The 19,078-nt window shown below is 54.0% G+C and carries 20 protein-coding genes; 10 read left to right on the top strand and 10 right to left on the bottom strand.

What is annotated here, in order from left to right:
- Positions 1–47: 47 nt before the first annotated feature.
- Entirely contained in the window at positions 48–767 is a 720-nt protein-coding gene (gene fadR, locus HED65_RS00325) for a fatty acid metabolism transcriptional regulator FadR (RefSeq protein ID WP_028018687.1), read from the bottom strand.
- Between the two features lie 201 nt (positions 768–968).
- On the opposite strand from fadR, the gene nhaB reads away from it, so the two are divergent.
- Both nhaB and dsbB read left to right on the top strand, forming a co-directional pair.
- Complete coding sequence (gene nhaB / locus HED65_RS00320; RefSeq protein ID WP_114976934.1) at positions 969–2,507, top strand: Na(+)/H(+) antiporter NhaB; 1,539 nt, start codon at positions 969–971, stop codon at positions 2,505–2,507.
- A gap of 143 nt (positions 2,508–2,650) precedes the next feature.
- A complete protein-coding gene (gene dsbB / locus HED65_RS00315) occupies positions 2,651–3,181 on the top strand; it encodes a disulfide bond formation protein DsbB (RefSeq protein ID WP_114976933.1) in 531 nt (176 codons plus the stop codon).
- 65 nt (positions 3,182–3,246) lie between these two features.
- Here the strand turns inward: dsbB and ycgN are convergent, their stop codons facing one another.
- From ycgN to HED65_RS00300, 3 genes are all read right to left on the bottom strand, one after another.
- Positions 3,247–3,687: a cysteine cluster protein YcgN gene (gene ycgN / locus HED65_RS00310; protein ID WP_028018684.1), complete on the bottom strand. Its 441-nt coding sequence runs from the start codon at positions 3,685–3,687 to the stop codon at positions 3,247–3,249.
- 93 nt (positions 3,688–3,780) lie between these two features.
- The gene (locus tag HED65_RS00305) at positions 3,781–4,440 is read right to left on the bottom strand and encodes a fumarylacetoacetate hydrolase family protein (RefSeq protein ID WP_114976932.1); all 660 of its coding nucleotides are present in this window, start codon (positions 4,438–4,440) and stop codon (positions 3,781–3,783) included.
- 47 nt (positions 4,441–4,487) lie between these two features.
- Positions 4,488–4,763, bottom strand: a complete 276-nt coding sequence (locus HED65_RS00300) for a YcgL domain-containing protein (protein WP_028018682.1) — start codon at positions 4,761–4,763, stop codon at positions 4,488–4,490.
- 123 nt (positions 4,764–4,886) lie between these two features.
- On the opposite strand from HED65_RS00300, the gene minC reads away from it, so the two are divergent.
- The 3 genes from minC to minE are packed head-to-tail and all read left to right on the top strand — an operon-like array spanning position 4,887 to position 6,703.
- The gene (gene minC / locus HED65_RS00295) at positions 4,887–5,594 is read left to right on the top strand and encodes a septum site-determining protein MinC (RefSeq protein WP_114976931.1); all 708 of its coding nucleotides are present in this window, start codon (positions 4,887–4,889) and stop codon (positions 5,592–5,594) included.
- Positions 5,595–5,617: 23 nt separating this feature from the next.
- A complete protein-coding gene (gene minD / locus HED65_RS00290) occupies positions 5,618–6,430 on the top strand; it encodes a septum site-determining protein MinD (protein ID WP_114976930.1) in 813 nt (270 codons plus the stop codon).
- 3 nt (positions 6,431–6,433) lie between these two features.
- Positions 6,434–6,703 (top strand): cell division topological specificity factor MinE, encoded by a 270-nt coding sequence (gene minE, locus HED65_RS00285; RefSeq protein ID WP_008500504.1) that lies wholly within the window; start codon positions 6,434–6,436, stop codon positions 6,701–6,703.
- A gap of 74 nt (positions 6,704–6,777) precedes the next feature.
- Here the strand turns inward: minE and rnd are convergent, their stop codons facing one another.
- The 5 genes from rnd to yoaA form a co-directional block, all read right to left on the bottom strand.
- On the bottom strand, positions 6,778–7,893 hold the full coding sequence (gene rnd / locus HED65_RS00280; RefSeq protein WP_168112369.1) for a ribonuclease D: 1,116 nt from the start codon (positions 7,891–7,893) through the stop codon (positions 6,778–6,780).
- Between the two features lie 83 nt (positions 7,894–7,976).
- On the bottom strand, positions 7,977–9,662 hold the full coding sequence (gene fadD, locus HED65_RS00275; RefSeq protein WP_133175275.1) for a long-chain-fatty-acid--CoA ligase FadD: 1,686 nt from the start codon (positions 9,660–9,662) through the stop codon (positions 7,977–7,979).
- 203 nt (positions 9,663–9,865) lie between these two features.
- Complete coding sequence (locus tag HED65_RS00270; protein ID WP_114976929.1) at positions 9,866–10,447, bottom strand: Slp family lipoprotein; 582 nt, start codon at positions 10,445–10,447, stop codon at positions 9,866–9,868.
- 37 nt (positions 10,448–10,484) lie between these two features.
- Entirely contained in the window at positions 10,485–11,180 is a 696-nt protein-coding gene (gene tsaB / locus HED65_RS00265) for a tRNA (adenosine(37)-N6)-threonylcarbamoyltransferase complex dimerization subunit type 1 TsaB (RefSeq protein WP_114976928.1), read from the bottom strand.
- A gap of 66 nt (positions 11,181–11,246) precedes the next feature.
- Positions 11,247–13,157, bottom strand: a complete 1,911-nt coding sequence (yoaA, locus tag HED65_RS00260; protein ID WP_114976927.1) for a DNA repair helicase YoaA — start codon at positions 13,155–13,157, stop codon at positions 11,247–11,249.
- A 134-nt stretch (positions 13,158–13,291) separates the two neighbouring features.
- Here yoaA and HED65_RS00255 point away from each other — a divergent pair, with 134 nt between their 5' ends.
- Positions 13,292–13,636 (top strand): RidA family protein, encoded by a 345-nt coding sequence (locus HED65_RS00255; protein ID WP_008500498.1) that lies wholly within the window; start codon positions 13,292–13,294, stop codon positions 13,634–13,636.
- A 12-nt stretch (positions 13,637–13,648) separates the two neighbouring features.
- Here the strand turns inward: HED65_RS00255 and HED65_RS00250 are convergent, their stop codons facing one another.
- Positions 13,649–13,825, bottom strand: a complete 177-nt coding sequence (locus tag HED65_RS00250; protein WP_114976926.1) for a YoaH family protein — start codon at positions 13,823–13,825, stop codon at positions 13,649–13,651.
- A 61-nt stretch (positions 13,826–13,886) separates the two neighbouring features.
- Here HED65_RS00250 and pabB point away from each other — a divergent pair, with 61 nt between their 5' ends.
- The 4 genes from pabB (at position 13,887) to pdeD (ending at position 19,077) form a co-directional block, all read left to right on the top strand.
- Positions 13,887–15,212 (top strand): aminodeoxychorismate synthase component 1, encoded by a 1,326-nt coding sequence (gene pabB / locus HED65_RS00245; RefSeq protein WP_114976925.1) that lies wholly within the window; start codon positions 13,887–13,889, stop codon positions 15,210–15,212.
- 21 nt (positions 15,213–15,233) lie between these two features.
- The gene (locus HED65_RS00240; RefSeq protein WP_114977446.1) at positions 15,234–15,797 is read left to right on the top strand and encodes a CoA pyrophosphatase; all 564 of its coding nucleotides are present in this window, start codon (positions 15,234–15,236) and stop codon (positions 15,795–15,797) included.
- A 185-nt stretch (positions 15,798–15,982) separates the two neighbouring features.
- Positions 15,983–17,347 carry an L-serine ammonia-lyase gene (sdaA, locus tag HED65_RS00235; RefSeq protein WP_028018673.1) on the top strand — a complete coding sequence of 455 codons (1,365 nt, stop codon included), beginning with the start codon at positions 15,983–15,985 and terminating at the stop codon, positions 17,345–17,347.
- 131 nt (positions 17,348–17,478) lie between these two features.
- Complete coding sequence (pdeD, locus tag HED65_RS00230; protein ID WP_114976924.1) at positions 17,479–19,077, top strand: cyclic di-3',5'-guanosine monophosphate phosphodiesterase PdeD; 1,599 nt, start codon at positions 17,479–17,481, stop codon at positions 19,075–19,077.
- Position 19,078 lies beyond the last annotated feature (1 nt).

The following is a 19,078-nucleotide window of genomic DNA, read 5'->3' as shown; positions in this document are numbered from 1 at the left end:
CGCGCCATCCGACGAAAAAAAACCTCTCATATGAGAGGTTTTTTTATTTAACGACTTTGAATCGCTAAATCACCCGGTAGGGTTTTCTGCATACGGTGCCAGATTTCACCAGAGTCATGGCCGTAGCGACGCACGGTTTCATAGACCTGATCGTGCAGACCTTCAGAACAGAGCTTGCTCAGTTTATGGTAGAAACCCAGTGCCAGGCTGCGGGCTTCCGGATTAGCAAAATAGTGGCGACCAATGCGGGTATACAGCCCTTTCATCCCGTTCAGAATAAGACCATAGATTGGGTTGCCAGAGGCAAACGCCAGCCCACGGAAGACGTTGTAATCGAGGGTTGCAAACGCATCTGCGTGATCTTCAACTTCGTTCGCACTGGCCAGTACTGCAAGAGCGTCTTCAGGATGCTGACGAAAAGCGGTACGAATAAAGATCGTCGCGATGTTGGTGCGAACAGAAAGCAGATTATCGATCAACTGCGGCACGCTTTCATGGTCGAGACGCGCCAGCGTTTCAAGAATGTTCAGCCCGGAAGTTTCCCAGAAGTTGTTCACTTTCGTTGGTTTGCCGTGCTGAATCGTCAACCACCCATCACGTGCCAGTCGCTGGAGCACTTCACGCAGCGTGGTGCGAGTGACGCCAATCAGTTCAGAGAGTTCGCGTTCAGCCGGAAGAATGGACCCCGCAGGAAAACGATTATTCCAGATGCTTTCAATGATGTACTCTTCCGCGAAACCCGCCGGGCTCTGCGCCTTAATGACCATAGTGAGATTTCCATTACACAGCTTTAGCAAATTGGACTCATCATACCAGAGGCACGCTGTAGCAGATAGCGCGGCAAAGAGAGAAAAGAGGGATCACGGTTTCATTTTTGTGAAATTTACAATGCTGTCATATCCACCTCCAGGCCGCGATTTTTGCGTATACTCATGTTTTGTCTTAGTTGACGGGGAAGGACGTCTGTCGTGGAAATTTCTTTTGGGCGCGCAGTGTGGCGCAATTTTTTAGGCCAGTCACCCGACTGGTACAAACTGTTATTACTGGTGTTCCTGATCGTTAACCCCATCATTTTTATTGTGAACCCGTTTATTGCCGGGTGGTTGCTGGTCGCGGAATTTATCTTCACTCTGGCTATGGCGCTAAAATGTTATCCCCTGCTGCCTGGCGGCTTGCTGGCTTTTGAAGCAGTCGTTATCGGTATGACCAGCGCAGAGCACGTGAAAGCAGAACTGGCCTCGAATCTTGAAGTACTTCTGCTGCTGATATTTATGGTGGCCGGTATCTACTTTATGAAGCAGCTACTGCTGTTTATCTTTACCCGCCTGCTGCTCAGTATTCCGTCGAAAACGCTTCTGTCGCTGGCCTTCTGCATGGCTGCCGCGTTTCTTTCGGCCTTCCTGGATGCACTGACGGTTGTTGCCGTGGTGATAAGCGTAGCCGTTGGATTTTACGGAATTTACCACCGGGCGGCCTCTTCGCGCCCCGGGGACGATCTGCTGGATGACAGCCAGGTTGACACTTACCACCGGGAAGTGCTGGAACAATTCCGCGCCTTCCTGCGAAGCCTGATGATGCATGCCGGTGTCGGCACCGCACTGGGTGGCGTGATGACAATGGTGGGTGAACCGCAAAACCTGATCATTGCCAAAGCGGCAGGCTGGCACTTTGGTGATTTCTTCCTGCGAATGGCACCGATGAGTGTACCGGTTCTGCTCTGCGGCCTGGTGACCTGTATGCTGGTGGAGAAGTTTCGTCTCTTTGGCTACGGTGCACAACTCCCGGACCCGGTACGTCAGGAACTGCAAAAATTCGATCTGCAAAGCCGTAGCCAGCGGACACGCCAGGAGACACTGCGTCTTATTGCACAGGGGATCATCGGTGTCTGGCTTATTGCCGCGCTGGCGTTTCATCTTGCAGAAGTAGGATTAATTGGCCTGTCGGTCATTATCCTCGCCGCCACTTTCACTGGTGTGACGGATGAGCATGCTATCGGCAAAGCGTTTACTGAAGCCCTGCCGTTTACCGCACTGTTGGCTGTATTTTTTGCCGTTGTGGCGGTGATTATTGACCAACACCTCTTCGCGCCAATTATTGCCTTTGTTTTACAGGCTGCACCGGATGCTCAGCTCTCACTGTTTTATCTGTTTAACGGCCTGCTTTCGTCGATATCAGATAACGTCTTTGTCGGAACGGTCTACATCAACGAAGCGAAAGCTGCCATGGAGCAAGGCGTCATCAGCACAGGTCAGTTTGAGTTACTGGCTGTGGCGATCAATACCGGCACCAATCTGCCGTCGGTGGCGACGCCTAACGGACAAGCCGCTTTCCTCTTCCTGTTGACCTCTGCACTGGCGCCACTAATACGACTTTCTTATGGCAAGATGGTCTGGATGGCCCTGCCCTATACGCTGGTGCTCACGATCGTGGGATTGCTTTGCGTCAAAATTACCCTCATTCCCTGTACGCAATGGTTGATACAAGCGGGTATACTTGCGGCGCAGTAAAGTATGTATATCGGGCAGTTCGCTGCCCGTTTGCCTTTTCGCACGATAAACATCCAATTACGTTTTATTTCGTCAGGTACATCTGGCGCGAAAGACGAATTCGTTTACACTGCGCTTTCTAAGCATGTTCCAGGGAAATGATTATGTTGAGATTTTTAAACCAGTGCTCCCGCGGTCGCGGAGCGTGGTTGTTAATGGCCCTGACCGCCTTTGCGCTGGAAATGGTCGCGCTGTGGTTCCAGCATGTGATGGGACTTAAACCCTGCGTGCTCTGCATCTACGAGCGCTGCGCACTGTTCGGCATTATGGGCGCTGGCCTGGTGGGTGCGATTGCACCGAAAACGCCGTTGCGCTACGCCGCAATCGCTATCTGGTTGTACAGCGCCTGGAAAGGGATTGAACTCTCCTGGCAGCACACTATGATGCAGCTGCATCCGTCACCGTTTATGACCTGTGATTTCGCCGCCCGCTTCCCGAGCTGGTTGCCGCTGGATAAATGGCTGCCGCAGGTGTTTGTTGCCTCCGGTGACTGCTCCGTTCGTCAGTGGGAATTCCTGACTCTGGAGATGCCGCAGTGGCTGGTGGGTATTTTTGTGGCCTACTTCGTCGTGGCACTGCTGGTGCTGATTGCTCAGCCATTCAAACCGAAGAAACGCGATTTGTTTGGAAGGTAAACGCAGCACGAACCGATACACAGCAAACAATAAAAAACCCGCCTCGGCGGGTTTTTTATTTCAACTCAACGGTTGGGATGATTCATGATGTGATCTTCCCAGTCCCGGACCTCAGATTCTTTCACCGCAATGTGGCGTACTGAAATGCGTTCACCGTGCATCGCCGCTTTCGACCCCGTCAGCAGCGGGTGCCAGTTCGGCAAATCCTTCCCTTCCGCCAGCAGGCGATACGCGCAGGTATGCGGCAGCCATTCGAAGGTTGGCAGATTATCGCGGGTTAATTTGATGCAGTCCGGCTCAAACTCGAACCGACGCTCATAGTTACGGCACTGGCAGGTTTTGATGTTCAACTGTTTGCAGGCAACGTTGGTGAAGTAGATTTCGTCAGAATCTTCATCCATCAGCTTGTGCAGGCAGCACTGCCCGCATCCGTCGCACAATGATTCCCATTCCGCGTCAGTCATGTCATCAAGAGTTTTGCTTTGCCAGAAAGGGATGTCGTTCATCAGGATGTCCACACGTCAAAAGAAAGCGCACCTTATAACGAGTCTGGCACGTTGTTGCAAGTTTTGCCGCCCTCTTCAGGCGGCAAGATGCGGTTACAGCACGCGGGTTTTCAGCGACAGGCCATTAAAACCAACGTCCAGTTCATCGCCGCTAATAAGGGGGCCGACACCTTCGGGCGTACCAGTCAGGATCACATCACCCGGTTTCAGGGTAAAGAAGCGGCTCATATAGGCGATCAACGGCACAATCTTATGGATCATATCGGCCGTAGTGCCCTGCTGACGGATCTCCCCATTGACCTTGAGGCTGAGCGGCGTGTCCTGCGGATCGCGGGTAAATTCGCTGACCGGAACAAAACCGGAAATGGGGCAGGAATTATCAAAACCTTTGGCTTTTTCCCACGGCTGCCCCGCTTTCTTCATTTTGCCCTGAACATCACGCAGTGTCAGATCGAGAGCCACGCCGTAACCGGCAATCGCTTTCTGGACATGTTCTTCAGAGGCCTGACGCAGCGTCGCACCGATCAGCACAGCGAGTTCAACTTCGTGATGGACTGAACCCAGCCCCTGCGGTAAGGCCAGCGGCTGACGGATATCACAAAGCGCCGTTTCAGGCTTAATGAACAGAACCGGTTCTTCTGGCGTCGCGCTACCCATCTCCTGAATATGTTTTGCATAGTTGCTGCCCACGCAGACCACTTTGCTGACGGGATAATCCAGTAATGCACCTTGCCAGTTATGATGTTGATACATGGTCGCCCCCTAAACGGTTGATGTGTTGTGTCCAAAAACAGTTGAGACTATTTTTTTCCATTCGCCTCAAGATGCTGTTTTAATAAATTCTCAGGCGGTGGTGGAAGCTGTAAATAATAGCCCTGCTCGGTTAATGCCGTTTTCACTTTTTCCAGATCGGCATTCACCAGAGTCTTACGACCATCCAGCGGCAGCAGCATCGCCAGCTGTGGTCGGCCAAAGCTTTTCATTAATTCTTCAGGCACGCGGGAAAAATCGTCTTTCTTTTCGACATAAAGATAGGTCTGGTCACGACTTGTACTTCTGTAGATCACACAAAACATGTTTTTACTCTGAATTAATGGGTGGTTGCTTGCCTCAATATACTCCTGACTATAACATGCCTGATACTCTTCGGAATATCGCAGCGAGTGGTTGCGGTTAATAGCAAATTGAGTAAGGCCAGGATGTCAAACACGCCCATCGAGCTTAAAGGCAGTAGCTTCACCTTATCAGTGGTACATTTGCATGATGCAAAACCCGAGGTTATTCGTCAGGCGTTAGAAGACAAAATCGCCCAGGCTCCCGCTTTTCTGAAACACGCCCCTGTTGTTATCAATGTCAGCGCGCTTGAAGCGCCGGTTAACTGGAAACTTCTCCAGCAAGCCGTCTCCTCGACCGGGCTGCGTATTGTGGGCATCAGTGGCTGCAAAGATGCTGAGTTGAAAGCGGAAATTGACCGTGCGGGGCTGCCACTTCTGACTGAGGGCAAAGAAAAAGCCTCACGTGCAGCACCTGTTGCCGTCCAGACGCCCCCTCCTGCGGTGCAAAACGTTACCGCTGTCACAAAAACGCGAATGATTGATGTACCGGTTCGTTCCGGTCAGCGCATTTATGCACCAAACTGTGATCTGATTGTTACAAGCCACGTCAGTGCTGGCGCAGAGCTGATTGCAGATGGCAATATTCACGTTTACGGTATGATGCGTGGACGTGCGCTCGCGGGTGCAAGTGGCGATCGGGATGCACAAATATTTTGTACTCACCTGACGGCGGAACTGGTGTCCATCGCAGGTGAATATTGGCTGAGCGACAAGATCCCAGCCGAATTTTATGGCAAAGCGGCTCGTCTGCGCCTGGCAGACGACGCGTTGACCGTTCAACCGTTGAATTGATCCCTTTTTAACAAGGAATTTCTATGGCACGCATTATTGTTGTTACTTCGGGTAAAGGAGGCGTTGGCAAGACCACCTCCAGCGCGGCCATCGCTACTGGTTTGGCCCAGAAGGGAAAGAAAACCGTCGTTATCGACTTCGATATCGGTCTGCGTAACCTCGACCTGATCATGGGATGTGAGCGTCGCGTCGTGTATGACTTTGTGAACGTCATTCAGGGCGATGCTACGCTGAACCAGGCGCTGATTAAAGATAAGCGCACCGAGAACCTCTACATTCTCCCGGCCTCTCAGACGCGTGACAAAGACGCCCTGACCCGTGAAGGAGTCGAAAAGGTGCTCGATGATCTGAAAAAAATGGAGTTCGACTTTGTGGTCTGCGACTCCCCCGCGGGTATCGAAACCGGTGCCCTGATGGCGCTCTACTTCGCTGATGAAGCGATCATCACCACCAACCCTGAAGTGTCATCCGTGCGTGACTCTGACCGCATTCTGGGCATCCTCGCGTCGAAATCACGTCGTGCGGAAAATGGCGAAGACCCGATTAAAGAACACCTGCTGCTCACCCGCTACAACCCTGGCCGCGTGAACAAAGGTGACATGCTGAGCATGGAAGACGTGCTGGAGATCCTGCGCATCAAACTGGTGGGTGTAATCCCGGAAGATCAGTCCGTGTTACGCGCCTCTAACCAGGGCGAGCCAGTGATCCTTGATACAATGGCAGATGCAGGTAAAGCGTATGCTGATACTGTTGACCGTCTGCTGGGAGAAGAACGTCCTTTCCGCTTCATTGAAGAAGAGAAGAAAGGTTTCCTCAAACGCCTGTTCGGAGGATAAGTTATGGCATTACTGGACTTTTTTCTCTCGCGGAAAAAGAACACCGCCAACATCGCTAAAGAACGTCTGCAAATTATCGTGGCGGAGCGCCGTCGTAGCGACGCCGAGCCTCATTACCTGCCGCAGTTGCGTAAGGACATCCTGGAAGTGATCTGTAAGTATGTGCAGATTGACCCGGAGATGGTCACCGTACAGCTGGAGCAGAAAGACGGGGATATTTCGATTCTGGAGCTGAACGTTACGCTCCCGGAAGCGGAAGAGTCACGTCCGTAGGTTTGTGGTTTTGTAACCCCGGTAAGCGCAGCGCCGCCGGGGGAATATGCCGGGTATTTCACCCGGCATATTTATTAGCGCGGATACCCTTCCAGCAGCGTATTCAGACGATCGGCCATCAATTCCCCACGCCATCCTGCCACCATTTCCGGCAAACCATTTTGCGGTTTCAACTTCCAGTGCCAGTTCAGCAGTTGGTTAATCTGTCGGCGTGAGGCGAGCAGTTCCGCACTCAGTTTGCTTTCCGTTGCGACGGTCTGCACCAGCGCTTTGATATCCTTAAACGCTTTACGGTAGCCCGGCATATCCATCAGATTCAGCAGCGGTTCCGGCAACGCATCTTCCGGCAGCTCCTGCGCTTTTGCGACCAGCGCCAGCAGGGTTTTGCCGTGGAAACGGATCTCGCTTCCTGAAAGCCCAATGCTGTCCAGCTCGCCCAGGCTACCTGGCATATAGCGTGCAACCGCCCAGAGATGCTCTTCACGGACCACAAAATTAACGGCAAGGTCACGCTCGCGGGCTTTGCGCAGACGCCAGTCCGCTAACAGTTGCAGGCACGCCAGCTGACGCGTACGTAACTGCCAGGCATTAGTGATATCGCGCCAGGCGTCTTTCGGGTCAACCACTTCCTGACGACGTTGCTGCGCCATACGACACTCATCCAGGGCCGCAGCCAGCCAACCTGAAGCTTCAGCCTCTTTCATCAGTTGTCCGGCAATCGGCAGCAGATAAAATACGTCTGCCGCCGCGTATTCCATCTGACGCTCAGTCAGAGGGCGTGCCAGCCAGTCAGTACGGGATTCGCTTTTGTCCAGCGTCAGGCCCGTGTACTCCTCCACCATGGCAGCAAAGCCCCATGAGAGCGGACGATTGCTGAATGCCGCCAGGATCTGCGTATCAATCAACGGCTGCGGCATGATGCCAAACGTGTTGAGAAAGACCTCCAGATCTTCACTGCCTGCGTGCAGGTATTTCGTCACGGCAGTATCGAGCAGCAGGTCACGCATTGGCGTCCAGTCGGTAATACCAAGAGGATCGATCAGCGACACATGTTTACCGTCGAACATCTGAATTAAACCCAGCTGCGGATAATAAGTCCGGGTACGGACAAATTCGGTATCCAGGGCAATGGCAGGAAAGTCGCGCGTCACTTCGCACAGCGAAGCCAGCTCGTCATTGGTCGTGATCATCTGGTAATTCAAAACGGGTTCTCTTTTGTTTGCGCCCATAAAAAACGCCGGCTTAACCGGCGTCTGGGCGATTAGCGTGAAGCTCAGGCCTTATTGTCTACTTTGCCACGGGCTTCGTCACGTAATTCTCGTCGTAATATCTTTCCAACGTTTGATTTCGGCAGCTCATCGCGGAATTCAACCAGCTTCGGTACCTTGTACCCCGTCAGTTGACGGCGACAGAACGTTACCAGTTCCTCCTCGGTGAGAGACGGATCCTTCTTGACCACAAAAATTTTGACCGCTTCACCACTGCTGCCGGAAGGAACCCCTACCGCCGCCACTTCGAGTACGCCGCTGTGCTGCATGACGACATCTTCGATCTCGTTCGGATAGACGTTGAAGCCGGACACGAGGATCATGTCTTTCTTACGGTCAACGATGCGCAGGAAGCCCTCATCATCCATCACGGCGATGTCCCCGGTGTGTAGCCAGCCGTCTTTGATGATTTCGTCTGTCGCATCAGGACGCTGCCAGTAACCCAGCATTACCTGTGGCCCTTTAACACACAGTTCTCCCGGCTCACCCGGTGCAACTTCGTTATCGTCATCATCGACCAGTTTAGCCTCTGTCGAAGGCACTGGCAGACCAATGCTACCGCTGTGGTAGTCAATATCATGTGGATTGACGCTAACCAGCGGCGCACACTCCGTCAGGCCATAGCCTTCCAGCAAATACTGACCGGTGAGTTTGACCCAGCGCTCGGCGACTGCCTGTTGCACCGGCATCCCACCACCCGCAGAGAGGTGCAGCGTCGAAAAATCAAGCTGCTGGAACTCTTTGTTGTTAAGCAGCGCGTTAAACAGGGTATTCACACCGGTCATCGCGGTGAACGGATATTTTGCCAGTTCTTTGACCAGCCCAGGAATATCACGCGGGTTGGTGATCAATACGTTTTGGCCACCCAGTTCAATGAACAGCAGACAGTTCATGGTGAGCGCAAAAATGTGATACAGCGGCAATGCTGTAATGACCAGCTCTTTTCCAGGATGCAGCAGTGGGCCATACGTGGCATTCACCTGCTCAAGGTTTGCCAGCATGTTACGGTGGGTCAGCATCGCGCCTTTCGCCACGCCGGTAGTGCCGCCAGTGTATTGCAGGAAGGCCAGGTCTTCTGACACCACCTCCGGCTTGACGTATTGCATACGATAGCCCGCATGGAGCGCACGGCGGAAGGAGATAGCATCCGGCAGATGGTATTTTGGCACCAGGCGTTTGACGTATTTGACGACAAAGTTAACCAGCGTGCCTTTGGCGGTGGAGAGTTGATCCCCCATACGCGTCAGGATGACGTGCTTAACCTGGGTTTTATCGACCACTTTTTCCAGCGTGTGGGCAAAGTTAGAGACAATCACAATTGCCGCCGCGCCGCTGTCGTTCAGCTGGTGTTCCAGTTCACGCGGCGTGTACAACGGGTTAACGTTGACGACAATCATCCCTGCTCGCAGGATACCGAACAATGCTACCGGGTATTGCAGCAGGTTCGGCATCATCAGCGCGACGCGGTCCCCTTTTTGCAGTCCCAGACCTTCCTGTAGATAAGCCGCAAACGCCCGGCTACGCTCCTCAAGTTTACGGAACGTCATCACCTCGCCCATATTCACGAAAGCGGGTTGATCGGCATAACGCCTTACCGAGTGTTCAAATAATTCAACCAGGGATTGATAACGGTCAGGATTGATCTCGGCAGGAACATCTGCGGGATAACGGTTAAGCCAAACCTTCTTCAATGCATCACCTCTGAAATGAGTGTTCGTCGTCATCACAACCCCGATAATAAACAGTTTGTTAACATTATATTAACTCAGCGTACCAGTTTATTAATTGTTCAGATTTAAGGTTGCGAAGCGCGTCACTCTTTTTTTTCGTCTTGTCCGTAAAAAAACAGAGACAGCGGCTGAGCCGCTGTCTCTTTTCCAGCAATAACAGTAAGTTACTCAGTAACGATAGTCTGTACCTGTGCAGGTCCTGGGTTATACCAACCCCAGCCCGGGTAGCCATAACGATAAGGATGCGGTCCCCACATCCACGGGTCGATAGGCTGAGGCGGCATAATCACCTGCTGCGCCAGGCGCCAGCGTTTATACCCGTTAACCTGCATGGTCATGAATTTGTACGGCGTGTTGCCGATCTTGCCCTGCACGGCACCGGTAATCGGCCCGACAACGGTCACCAGTTGTCCGCGAAAATCGACCGGGTCAAGGAAACCACTGACGTCCGCATAAATCCGACCGCGAGAGGCTTCACCCAGTACAGGCCGAGCACCGCTGTCCAGCGGAACGGTTGCGATCTCCAGACGGGTTTTTCCCTGCTGGTTTTGTACGTCGATCACCTTGCCGCCGAAGCGAGCTTCCTGGCCGACGTAAAGCTCAGGGGCATTCATCACCCGGACCAGATCCTGCTGTGGTGTCGGGCTGCTGCCCTTTATCGCATCAGGAACGGAAACGCATCCGCTCAGTGCTATGGCTACAACGCCTGCCATAATAAGGCGTACTACTTTAGTCTGAACCGCCATGATGCGACTCCTTTTTCTCAGTTCCTGTTACTGAGATTCACTCGCGGCCCGGAAGTTTCTTCCACGCGACGGTGTTTCGCAAATAAACCGGCTCCGCGTGTTCCACGGCAACGGTTTTTCCTTCTGCAAGCAGCTGGCAGGCAATCGGAAGCATATCTTCCGCAGCTGGCAGTAACATGTTGCCATCCACCAGCGTCACCCCGGTATCGTTCGCCATCTCGGGCCACGCAGGCCAGCCCGTGCCGACAGTCGCCCACTCACCGGACAGCTCTTGCAGTCGTTCAGTGACCGCTTCCGGCTTAAGCACGGCTTCCGTCTCTTCACCGTGCCACACGCCGTTTTCATCGCGCGTATATTCGGCCCAGTAGACTTCACCCATGCGGGCATCAATCGCGGCCAGCACGCGCGTTGCTCCGGTCATGCGCCATGCACCCTGCGCCATGGTGGCGAGAGTAGAGACGCCAATCATCGGCAGCTCAGCGCCCAGCGCCAGCCCCTGTGCAATGCCAATCCCGATACGTACGCCCGTAAAGCTGCCAGGCCCTCGGCCAAAGGCCAGCGCATCGAGGTCGGTTAAGGAGGTGTTGCCCTGAGTTAAAATCGCTTTTACCAGGGGCAGAATGCGCTGGGTGTGTTCCCGTGGGCACTCTTCGAAATGAGCAGAGATAGTACCGTCGTTCCACAGGGCAACGGAACAAGCCTCTGTAGCGGTATCAATAGCCAGAATTCGCATCAGTTGTCGCGCTCTCGCAAGGGTCAGTCACAAAATGGCGCGCATCTTAGCACACTCCGGGGCAAATTACTCCGCCGTTGGGTTTGCGAGGAAACGCACCGCGCGTTTTATGTCCCGCGTACGTGGCGCGGGCGGCAGGCTTGCAAGGAAAGTGGCACCATACGGGCGCATCACCAGCCGGTTATCGCAAATGACCAGCACGCCGCGGTCGGTCACGTCGCGGATCAATCGCCCTACCCCTTGCTTGAGGGTAATTACCGCATCCGGCAACTGGACTTCGTCAAACGGATCGCCTCCGCGCAGGCGGCAATCTTCCATGCGCGCTTTCAGCAGCGGATCGTCCGGAGAGGTAAACGGCAGTTTATCAATAATCACCAGCGAGAGCGTGTCCCCGCGCACATCCACCCCTTCCCAGAAGCTGCTGGTTGCCACAAGGAGGGCATTACCGGCACTGACAAACTGCTGCAGCAGTTGCCCTTTGCTTGTTTCACCCTGTAACAGCACTGGCAAGGTCATGGTGGCACGGAACTGCTCAGCCAGGTCTCTCATCATGGCGTGAGAGGTGCAGAGCATAAAGCAGCGGCCGTTGTTGGCCTCAATCATCGGTTTTAACATCGCCGCCAGGTGGCGTGCGGCACCGGGCTGATTCGGTAATGGCAAATTGCGCGGCACACAGAGCAGCGCCTGTTTTTCGTAATCGAACGGGCTTGGCAGCAGCAGTGACTCCGCATGCTCGATGCCCAGACGCTCGGTAAAGTGGTGCAGATCGTCATTCACCGAAAGCGTTGCCGAGGTGAAGATCCAGCTTCCCGGTTTTTGCGCCATCACTTCTTTGAATTTATCTGCCACGGTAAGCGGTGTCAGGGCGAGGGTGAAATGACGTGAGGTACACTCATACCAGTAGCTGAAACCCGGCTGGTTAATCTCTTTCAGCCGTTTGAGCCGCCCGCGATAGAGCGTGGCGCGCTCGAAGGCAGCATCCAGCAACGCGGAGCGTCCGAGGGACAGTTTCGCCACGTCGTAACAGAGTTCAAGGGCATCATCCAGCAGCAGCAATGCGCGCTGGATATTTTTGTCGGCCAGCAGTTCACGCAGGTTGCCACGATAGCCCGGCTCGCCAAGCTGTAAGCGAAAATCCTGGGCACTTTGCGCCAGTCGGTCGGCACACTTCTGCAACTGCTGGGTATCTTTTAATTCAGTACGGTAAGCAATGGTGAAATCTTTGGCCAGATCCAGTAGCTGACGGCTGGAGAGCGACTGACCGAAATACTGGCTGGCGATATCCGGCAGTTGATGGGCTTCATCGAAGATCATGACGTCCGCCTCGGGGATCAGCTCACCAAAACCGCTATCTTTAACCACCATATCGGCGAGAAACAGATGGTGGTTCACCACCACCACATCGGCATCCATCGCCGTTTTGCGCGCTTTCACCACAAAGCAGTCTTTATACAGCGGGCAGTCGCTGCCAAGACAGTTGTCGTTAGTACTGGTCACCAGCGGCCAGGCAGGAGAGTCTTCCGGCACACTCGCGCAGGTGCTGATATCCCCTTCTTCGGTCTGGTTCGCCCAGGCGCGAAGAATAATAACGTCACTCAGGGTTTGCACCGGCAGATCACCCCCTGCCAGCGCCTGCTGCTCAAGACGTTCCAGACAGAGATAGTTGGAGCGTCCCTTCAGCAAGGCCAGACGGCCTTTGTATTTCAACGCCTTTGCCACGGTGGGTAAATCGCGGCTGTAGAGCTGATCCTGCAGCGCTTTCGATCCGGTGGAAATAATCACCTTCTTTTTTGCACGCAGCGCCGGAGCAAGGTAAGCATACGTTTTCCCGGTACCGGTTCCGGCTTCGACCACCAGCGGTTGCGCCTTGTCGATCGCGCGCGCAACGGCATGCGCCATCTGCCGCTGTGGTTCACGCGGTTTGAAACCAGGGATGGCCTGTGCTAATTGACCTTCAGGGGAAAAATCGTCTGCCACGTTGTTCTCTCACTGTATTTTTGCACAGGGATTATGTCAGCCCCTTCTCTCCAGTGCCACCCCAATATAGTGACGACAGCGGAACAATATGGCAGTCTTGCCGCCTGATGACGAAAAATAACGAGGAAACGTTTATGACAATTGTGCGCATTGATGCCGAAGCCCGCTGGTCTGATGTGGTGATCCATAACCAGACGCTCTACTACACCGGCGTACCGGCTAACCTGGACGCAGATGCGTTCGAGCAGACGGCAAACACCCTGGCGCAGATTGACGCGGTGCTGGAAAAACAGGGCAGCGACAAATCCCGCATTCTGGATGCGACGATTTTTCTGGCAAACAAAGATGACTTCGCGGCAATGAACAAAGCCTGGGATGCGTGGGTTGTAGCAGGTCACGCGCCTGTACGCTGCACCGTACAGGCCACGCTGATGAAACCGGAATACAAGGTTGAGATTAAGATTATCGCGGCGGTTTAAGCCCGATCACTCTTAATCTTCATCCTCAAAACGCGCCACGATCCGCTCGCCGGTATGCGTGGCGCGCAGTTCTTCAGCCACCTGGGAAATCGCCTGTCCGCTGCTCATCCCCTGGGACATCAGTTCCTGAATTCGCTCAACCGCTTTCTGCTGCTGCTCGTGGCTCAGAGAAGGTAAACCTGCAAACATCGTCAACTCCTGCTAAATTATTGGCGCTAATTATTTCACGCTGCCCGGTAGTATGCCACACATGAACATGCGCTTCCCCACTGTTATTACCCTGCCCTGGCGTACGGACGCCGCTGAATTCTGGTTTGCTCGTTTGAGCCATCTTCCGTTTGCGATGCTGCTGCACTCCGGCTATGCGGATCACCCGTACAGCCGCTTCGATATTCTGGTAGCCGATCCCGTCAAGACGCTGACAACCGATGACATGTCGTTAACCGACGATCCGCTGATGCTGCTTCAGCAAGAAATTAACGCGCTGGGCTTATCTGCCACACCGAACCCGGACCTCCCTTTTCAGGGGGGCGCGCTGGGCCTGTTTGGCTACGATTTGGGTCGTCGTTTCGAAACGCTACCTGAACATGCGCAGGCTGATATTTCCCTGCCAGACATGGCCGTGGGACTGTATGACTGGGCGTTAATCGTTGATCATCAGAAAAAAACGGTTTCCCTTCTGAGCCATCATGACGTGCAGGCGCGCCTGGCGTGGCTTGAGGCGCAGCAAGCTGCCCCGGCACAGTCGTTCACACTAACCTCCGGGTGGCGCTCAAATATGAGCGCCGCGGAATATGCCGAAAAATTCTCGCGCGTTCAGGCGTATCTGCAAAGCGGTGACTGTTATCAGGTTAACCTTGCCCAGCGTTTCCAGGCGACTTATGAAGGCGATGAATGGCAGGCATTTACCCGCCTCAATGCCACTAACCGGGCACCGTTCAGCGCGTTTATTCGCCTGAAACAGGGGGCAATACTCAGCTTGTCGCCTGAGCGCTTTATTCATCTGGCAGAGGGTACGATCCAAACCCGTCCGATTAAAGGCACATTGCCGCGTCTTACCGATCCCGACGCCGATCGTCAGCAAGCAGAAAAACTGGCCACCTCACCGAAGGACCGCGCCGAAAACCTGATGATTGTTGATCTCATGCGTAACGATATAGGCCGGGTGGCCGTTCCGGGCAGCGTACGCGTGCCGGAACTGTTTGTCGTCGAACCTTTCCCGGCGGTGCATCATCTGGTCAGTACCATTACCGCGCGTCTGCCCACTTCTCGCACCGCCTGCGATCTGCTCCGCGCCGCGTTTCCTGGCGGATCCATCACTGGCGCGCCAAAAATTCGCGCCATGGAAATCATCGACGAACTGGAACCGCACCGCCGCAACGCCTGGTGCGGTAGCATTGGCTATATCAGCCTCTGTGGCACGCTGGATACAAGCATCACGATCCGCACGCTGACGGCCTGCAACGGAAATCTTTACTGTTCGGCCGGAGGCGGCATTGTTGCCGATAGCCAGGTCGATGCGGAATATCAGGAAACCTTTGATAAAGTTAACCGTATCCTGAAACAACTGGAGTAATCACGGGTGGAAAAAGAGAACATGACGCTGGATGACTTTTTATCTCGTTTTCAGCTATTACGACCGCAGGTCAACCGCGAAGCGCTTAATCAGCGTCAGGCAGCCGTACTGATCCCGGTCGTGCGTCGCGCGCAGCCGGGCCTGCTGCTCACCCAGCGTTCTCCCCATTTACGTAAGCACGCGGGTCAGGTCGCCTTCCCAGGAGGCGCAGTCGACAGTTCCGACGCCTCGCTGATTGTCGCCGCGCTGCGGGAGGCGCAGGAAGAGGTTGCCATTCCGCCAGAGGCTGTGGAGGTTATCGGCGTGCTGCCGCCCGTCGACAGTGTCACCGGGTTTCAGGTCACGCCAGTGGTTGGCATTATCCCGCCGGGCCTGCAGTATCACGCCAGCGTTGATGAAGTTTCTGCGGTGTTTGAAATGCCGCTGGATGAAGCCCTTCGACTGAGTCGTTATCACCCGCTGGATATTCAGCGTCGCGGGCATGACCATCGGGTCTGGTTGTCCTGGTATCAGCATTATTTTGTCTGGGGCATGACGGCAGGCATTATTCGTGAGCTGGCGTTGCAAATCGGCCTGAAGCCTTGACTATACTTTACATTCCGCCCTCTTCTGCCAGGTTTGCGATCTGTGTCGCGCTATTAGCAAAACCCATCGTTAACCATTAGTTTAATTCATGTGAATAGTTAAGCCGAGGTCGGTGTTCCCTCTTACACTATGCGCAGTTATAACATCGTTACTGGAACCCCGGTAACCCTGTCAGGAGTGTGAAAGTGATTAGTATATTCGACATGTTCAAAGTGGGAATTGGCCCTTCGTCTTCCCATACTGTTGGCCCGATGAAGGCCGGTAAACAGTTCGTCGATGATCTGGTCGAAAAAGGATTACTGGAAAGCGTTACCCGTGTCGCCGTGGATGTTTACGGCTCACTGTCATTAACGGGTAAAGGCCACCACACCGATATCGCCATTATTATGGGTCTGGCTGGCAATATGCCGGATACCGTTGATATTGATGCCATCCCGGCGTTCATCCGCGACGTGGAAACACGTGGCCGCCTGCTGCTGGCTAACGGCCAGCATGAAGTCGATTTCCCGCAGGATGACGGCATGCGTTTTCGTAGCGACAACCTGCCGCTGCATGAAAACGGCATGACCATCCACGCCTGGAACGGCGAAAAAGAGATTTACAGCAAAACCTACTACTCCATCGGCGGGGGCTTTATCGTCGATGAAGAACATTTTGGCAAAGATAGCGTCGGCGACGTCAACGTACCGTACCCGTTCAAATCGGCTACCGAAATGCTGGGTTACTGCAAAGAGACCGGTCTTTCACTGTCCGGTATGGTGATGCAGAACGAACTGGCACTGCACAGCAAAAAAGAGATTGAAGACTATTTTGCAAACGTGTGGCAAACCATGCGCGCCTGTATCGATCGCGGGATGAACACCGAAGGCGTTCTGCCGGGTCCACTGCGCGTACCACGTCGTGCCTCTGCTTTGCGCCGTATGCTGGTGACCACGGACAAGTTCTCCAACGACCCGATGAACGTGGTCGACTGGGTAAACATGTTTGCCCTGGCGGTTAACGAAGAAAACGCCGCAGGGGGGCGCGTCGTGACAGCTCCTACCAACGGCGCGTGCGGCATCGTTCCGGCGGTACTGGCTTACTACGACCACTTTATTGAACCAGTGACCCCGGACATCTACATCCGTTATTTCCTGGCGGCGGGTGCCATCGGTGCGCTGTACAAAATGAACGCCTCCATTTCTGGCGCTGAAGTCGGTTGTCAGGGTGAAGTAGGTGTGGCCTGTTCTATGGCGGCAGCCGGTCTGGCAGAACTGTTGGGAGCAAGCCCTGAGCAGGTCTGTGTGGCGGCTGAAATCGGTATGGAACATAACCTCGGTCTGACTTGTGACCCGGTTGCAGGTCAGGTCCAGGTGCCGTGTATCGAACGTAATGCAATTGCGTCGGTGAAAGCCATCAACGCCTCGCGCATGGCGATGCGCCGTACCAGCGAGCCGCGTGTATCGCTGGATAAGGTGATTGAAACCATGTACGAAACGGGCAAAGACATGAACGCGAAATACCGTGAAACGTCCCGTGGTGGCCTGGCCATTAAGGTGCAGTGCGACTAATACTCTCTTTCGCCCATCTGCAACGGATGGGCGAATTTCCCTCCTGTTTCTCGTCTCCTTCTGCTTTCACCACTACACTTTGTACTGTTGCGTCCGGCTTTTGTGGCTGGTGGCTTATCAGGCGACCGTTCATGCAAACAGCACAAACGATCATTAAAAACTATCGCCGAAAACGCGTTATCGTCTGTGTGACGGTCGCGCTCCTCACGCTCATCCTGACATTAGGTATTCGCTTTATTTCGCAGCGGAACGTAAACCAACAGCGGATCCTCGACTTTACCAGCCATACCGTTCGCTCCCTTGATAACGTTCTGCTTTCTTTAGAAAACCGTCGCAAGGTGCTGCAGCCCCTGGTGGGTCAACCCTGCCCGCAGACACACCTGGCTCTGCGAAAGCAGGCGGCTATTTTGCAAACCGTGCGCTCCATTGCCCTGATTAAAGACGGTATTCTCTATTGCTCCAGTATTTTCGGTAGCCGCAATGTGCCGGTTCGTGACTTCCTGAAAGAATTACCCGCCAACACCACGAAGCTGATTTTATCGACCGACCAGTGGTTGCTTAAGGGCAGCCCGATTTTGATCCAGTGGTACCCGGTCTCCGGAGACGGTGAAGACGGCGTCATTGAGATCATCAATATTGATCTTATTACCAAAATGATACTGGAACCCCAGCGCCCGCTTATTAATGACGTGGCACTGACCGTGGGGGATCGCTTTCTGCGTTATGGTCAACGCGTCACTGATAGCCTGACATTTGATGAAGATGGCGCTATTTTCCAGCAGTCATCAATCCGTAATCCTTTCTCCATTACAGTAAGCGGGCCGGGTCCTGGACAACTCGCCTTAAAGAGTCTGCCAGCCCAGTTGCCGCTTGGGTTAATGCTGAGCCTGTTGCTGGGGTATCTCGCCTGGCTCGCTACGGCAAACCGGATGAGCTTCACATGGGAGATCGATATGGGGATTGCGGCGCGTGAATTTGAGCTTTTCTGTCAGCCGCTGGTGAATGCCCGTACTCAGGAGTGCTCTGGCGTTGAGATCCTGCTGCGCTGGAATAACCCCCGTCAGGGATGGATCTCCCCGGAAGTATTTATTCCTCTGGCAGAAGAACACAACCTGATTGTTCCCCTGACCCGTTACGTCATCGCCGAAACGGTGCGCCAGATAAGTTACTTTCCTTCCAGCGCCGGTTTCCACATTGGGATTAATGTCGCCGCCAGCCATTTCCGTCGCGCTGCGTTGATACAGGATCTGAACCACTTCTGGTTCAGCGCACACCCGCGCCAGCAACTGGTGATTGAATTAACGGAACGAGATGCGTTGCTGGATGCGGATTATCGCACTGTGCGTGAGCTCCATCGTAAGGGGGTGAAACTCGCTATCGACGATTTTGGCACCGGGAACAGTTCCCTCTCCTGGCTTGAAAAACTGCACCCGGACGTTCTGAAAATTGATCAGTCGTTTACCACTGCAATTGGCACTGATGCAGTAAATTCAACGGTGACAGATATCATTATTGCTCTGGGTCAGCGGCTGAATATCGAACTGGTTGCTGAAGGGGTCGAGACAGAGGAACAAGCGCGGTATTTACGCCGTCATGGGGTACCTGTCCTGCAGGGATTTTTCTATGCACGGCCTATGCCACTGCGAGATTTTCCGCAATGGCTGGCGGGAAGTTCCTCCCCGCCAGCACATCATAACGGACACATCGTGCCTTTAATGCCGTTACGTTAAG

Source organism: Pantoea sp. LS15 (genome assembly GCF_012241585.1).
Taxonomy (GTDB): Bacteria; Pseudomonadota; Gammaproteobacteria; order Enterobacterales; family Enterobacteriaceae; genus Enterobacter.
Note: the sequence above shows the minus strand (reverse complement) of the source record. Positions and strands in the feature narration are given on the sequence as shown.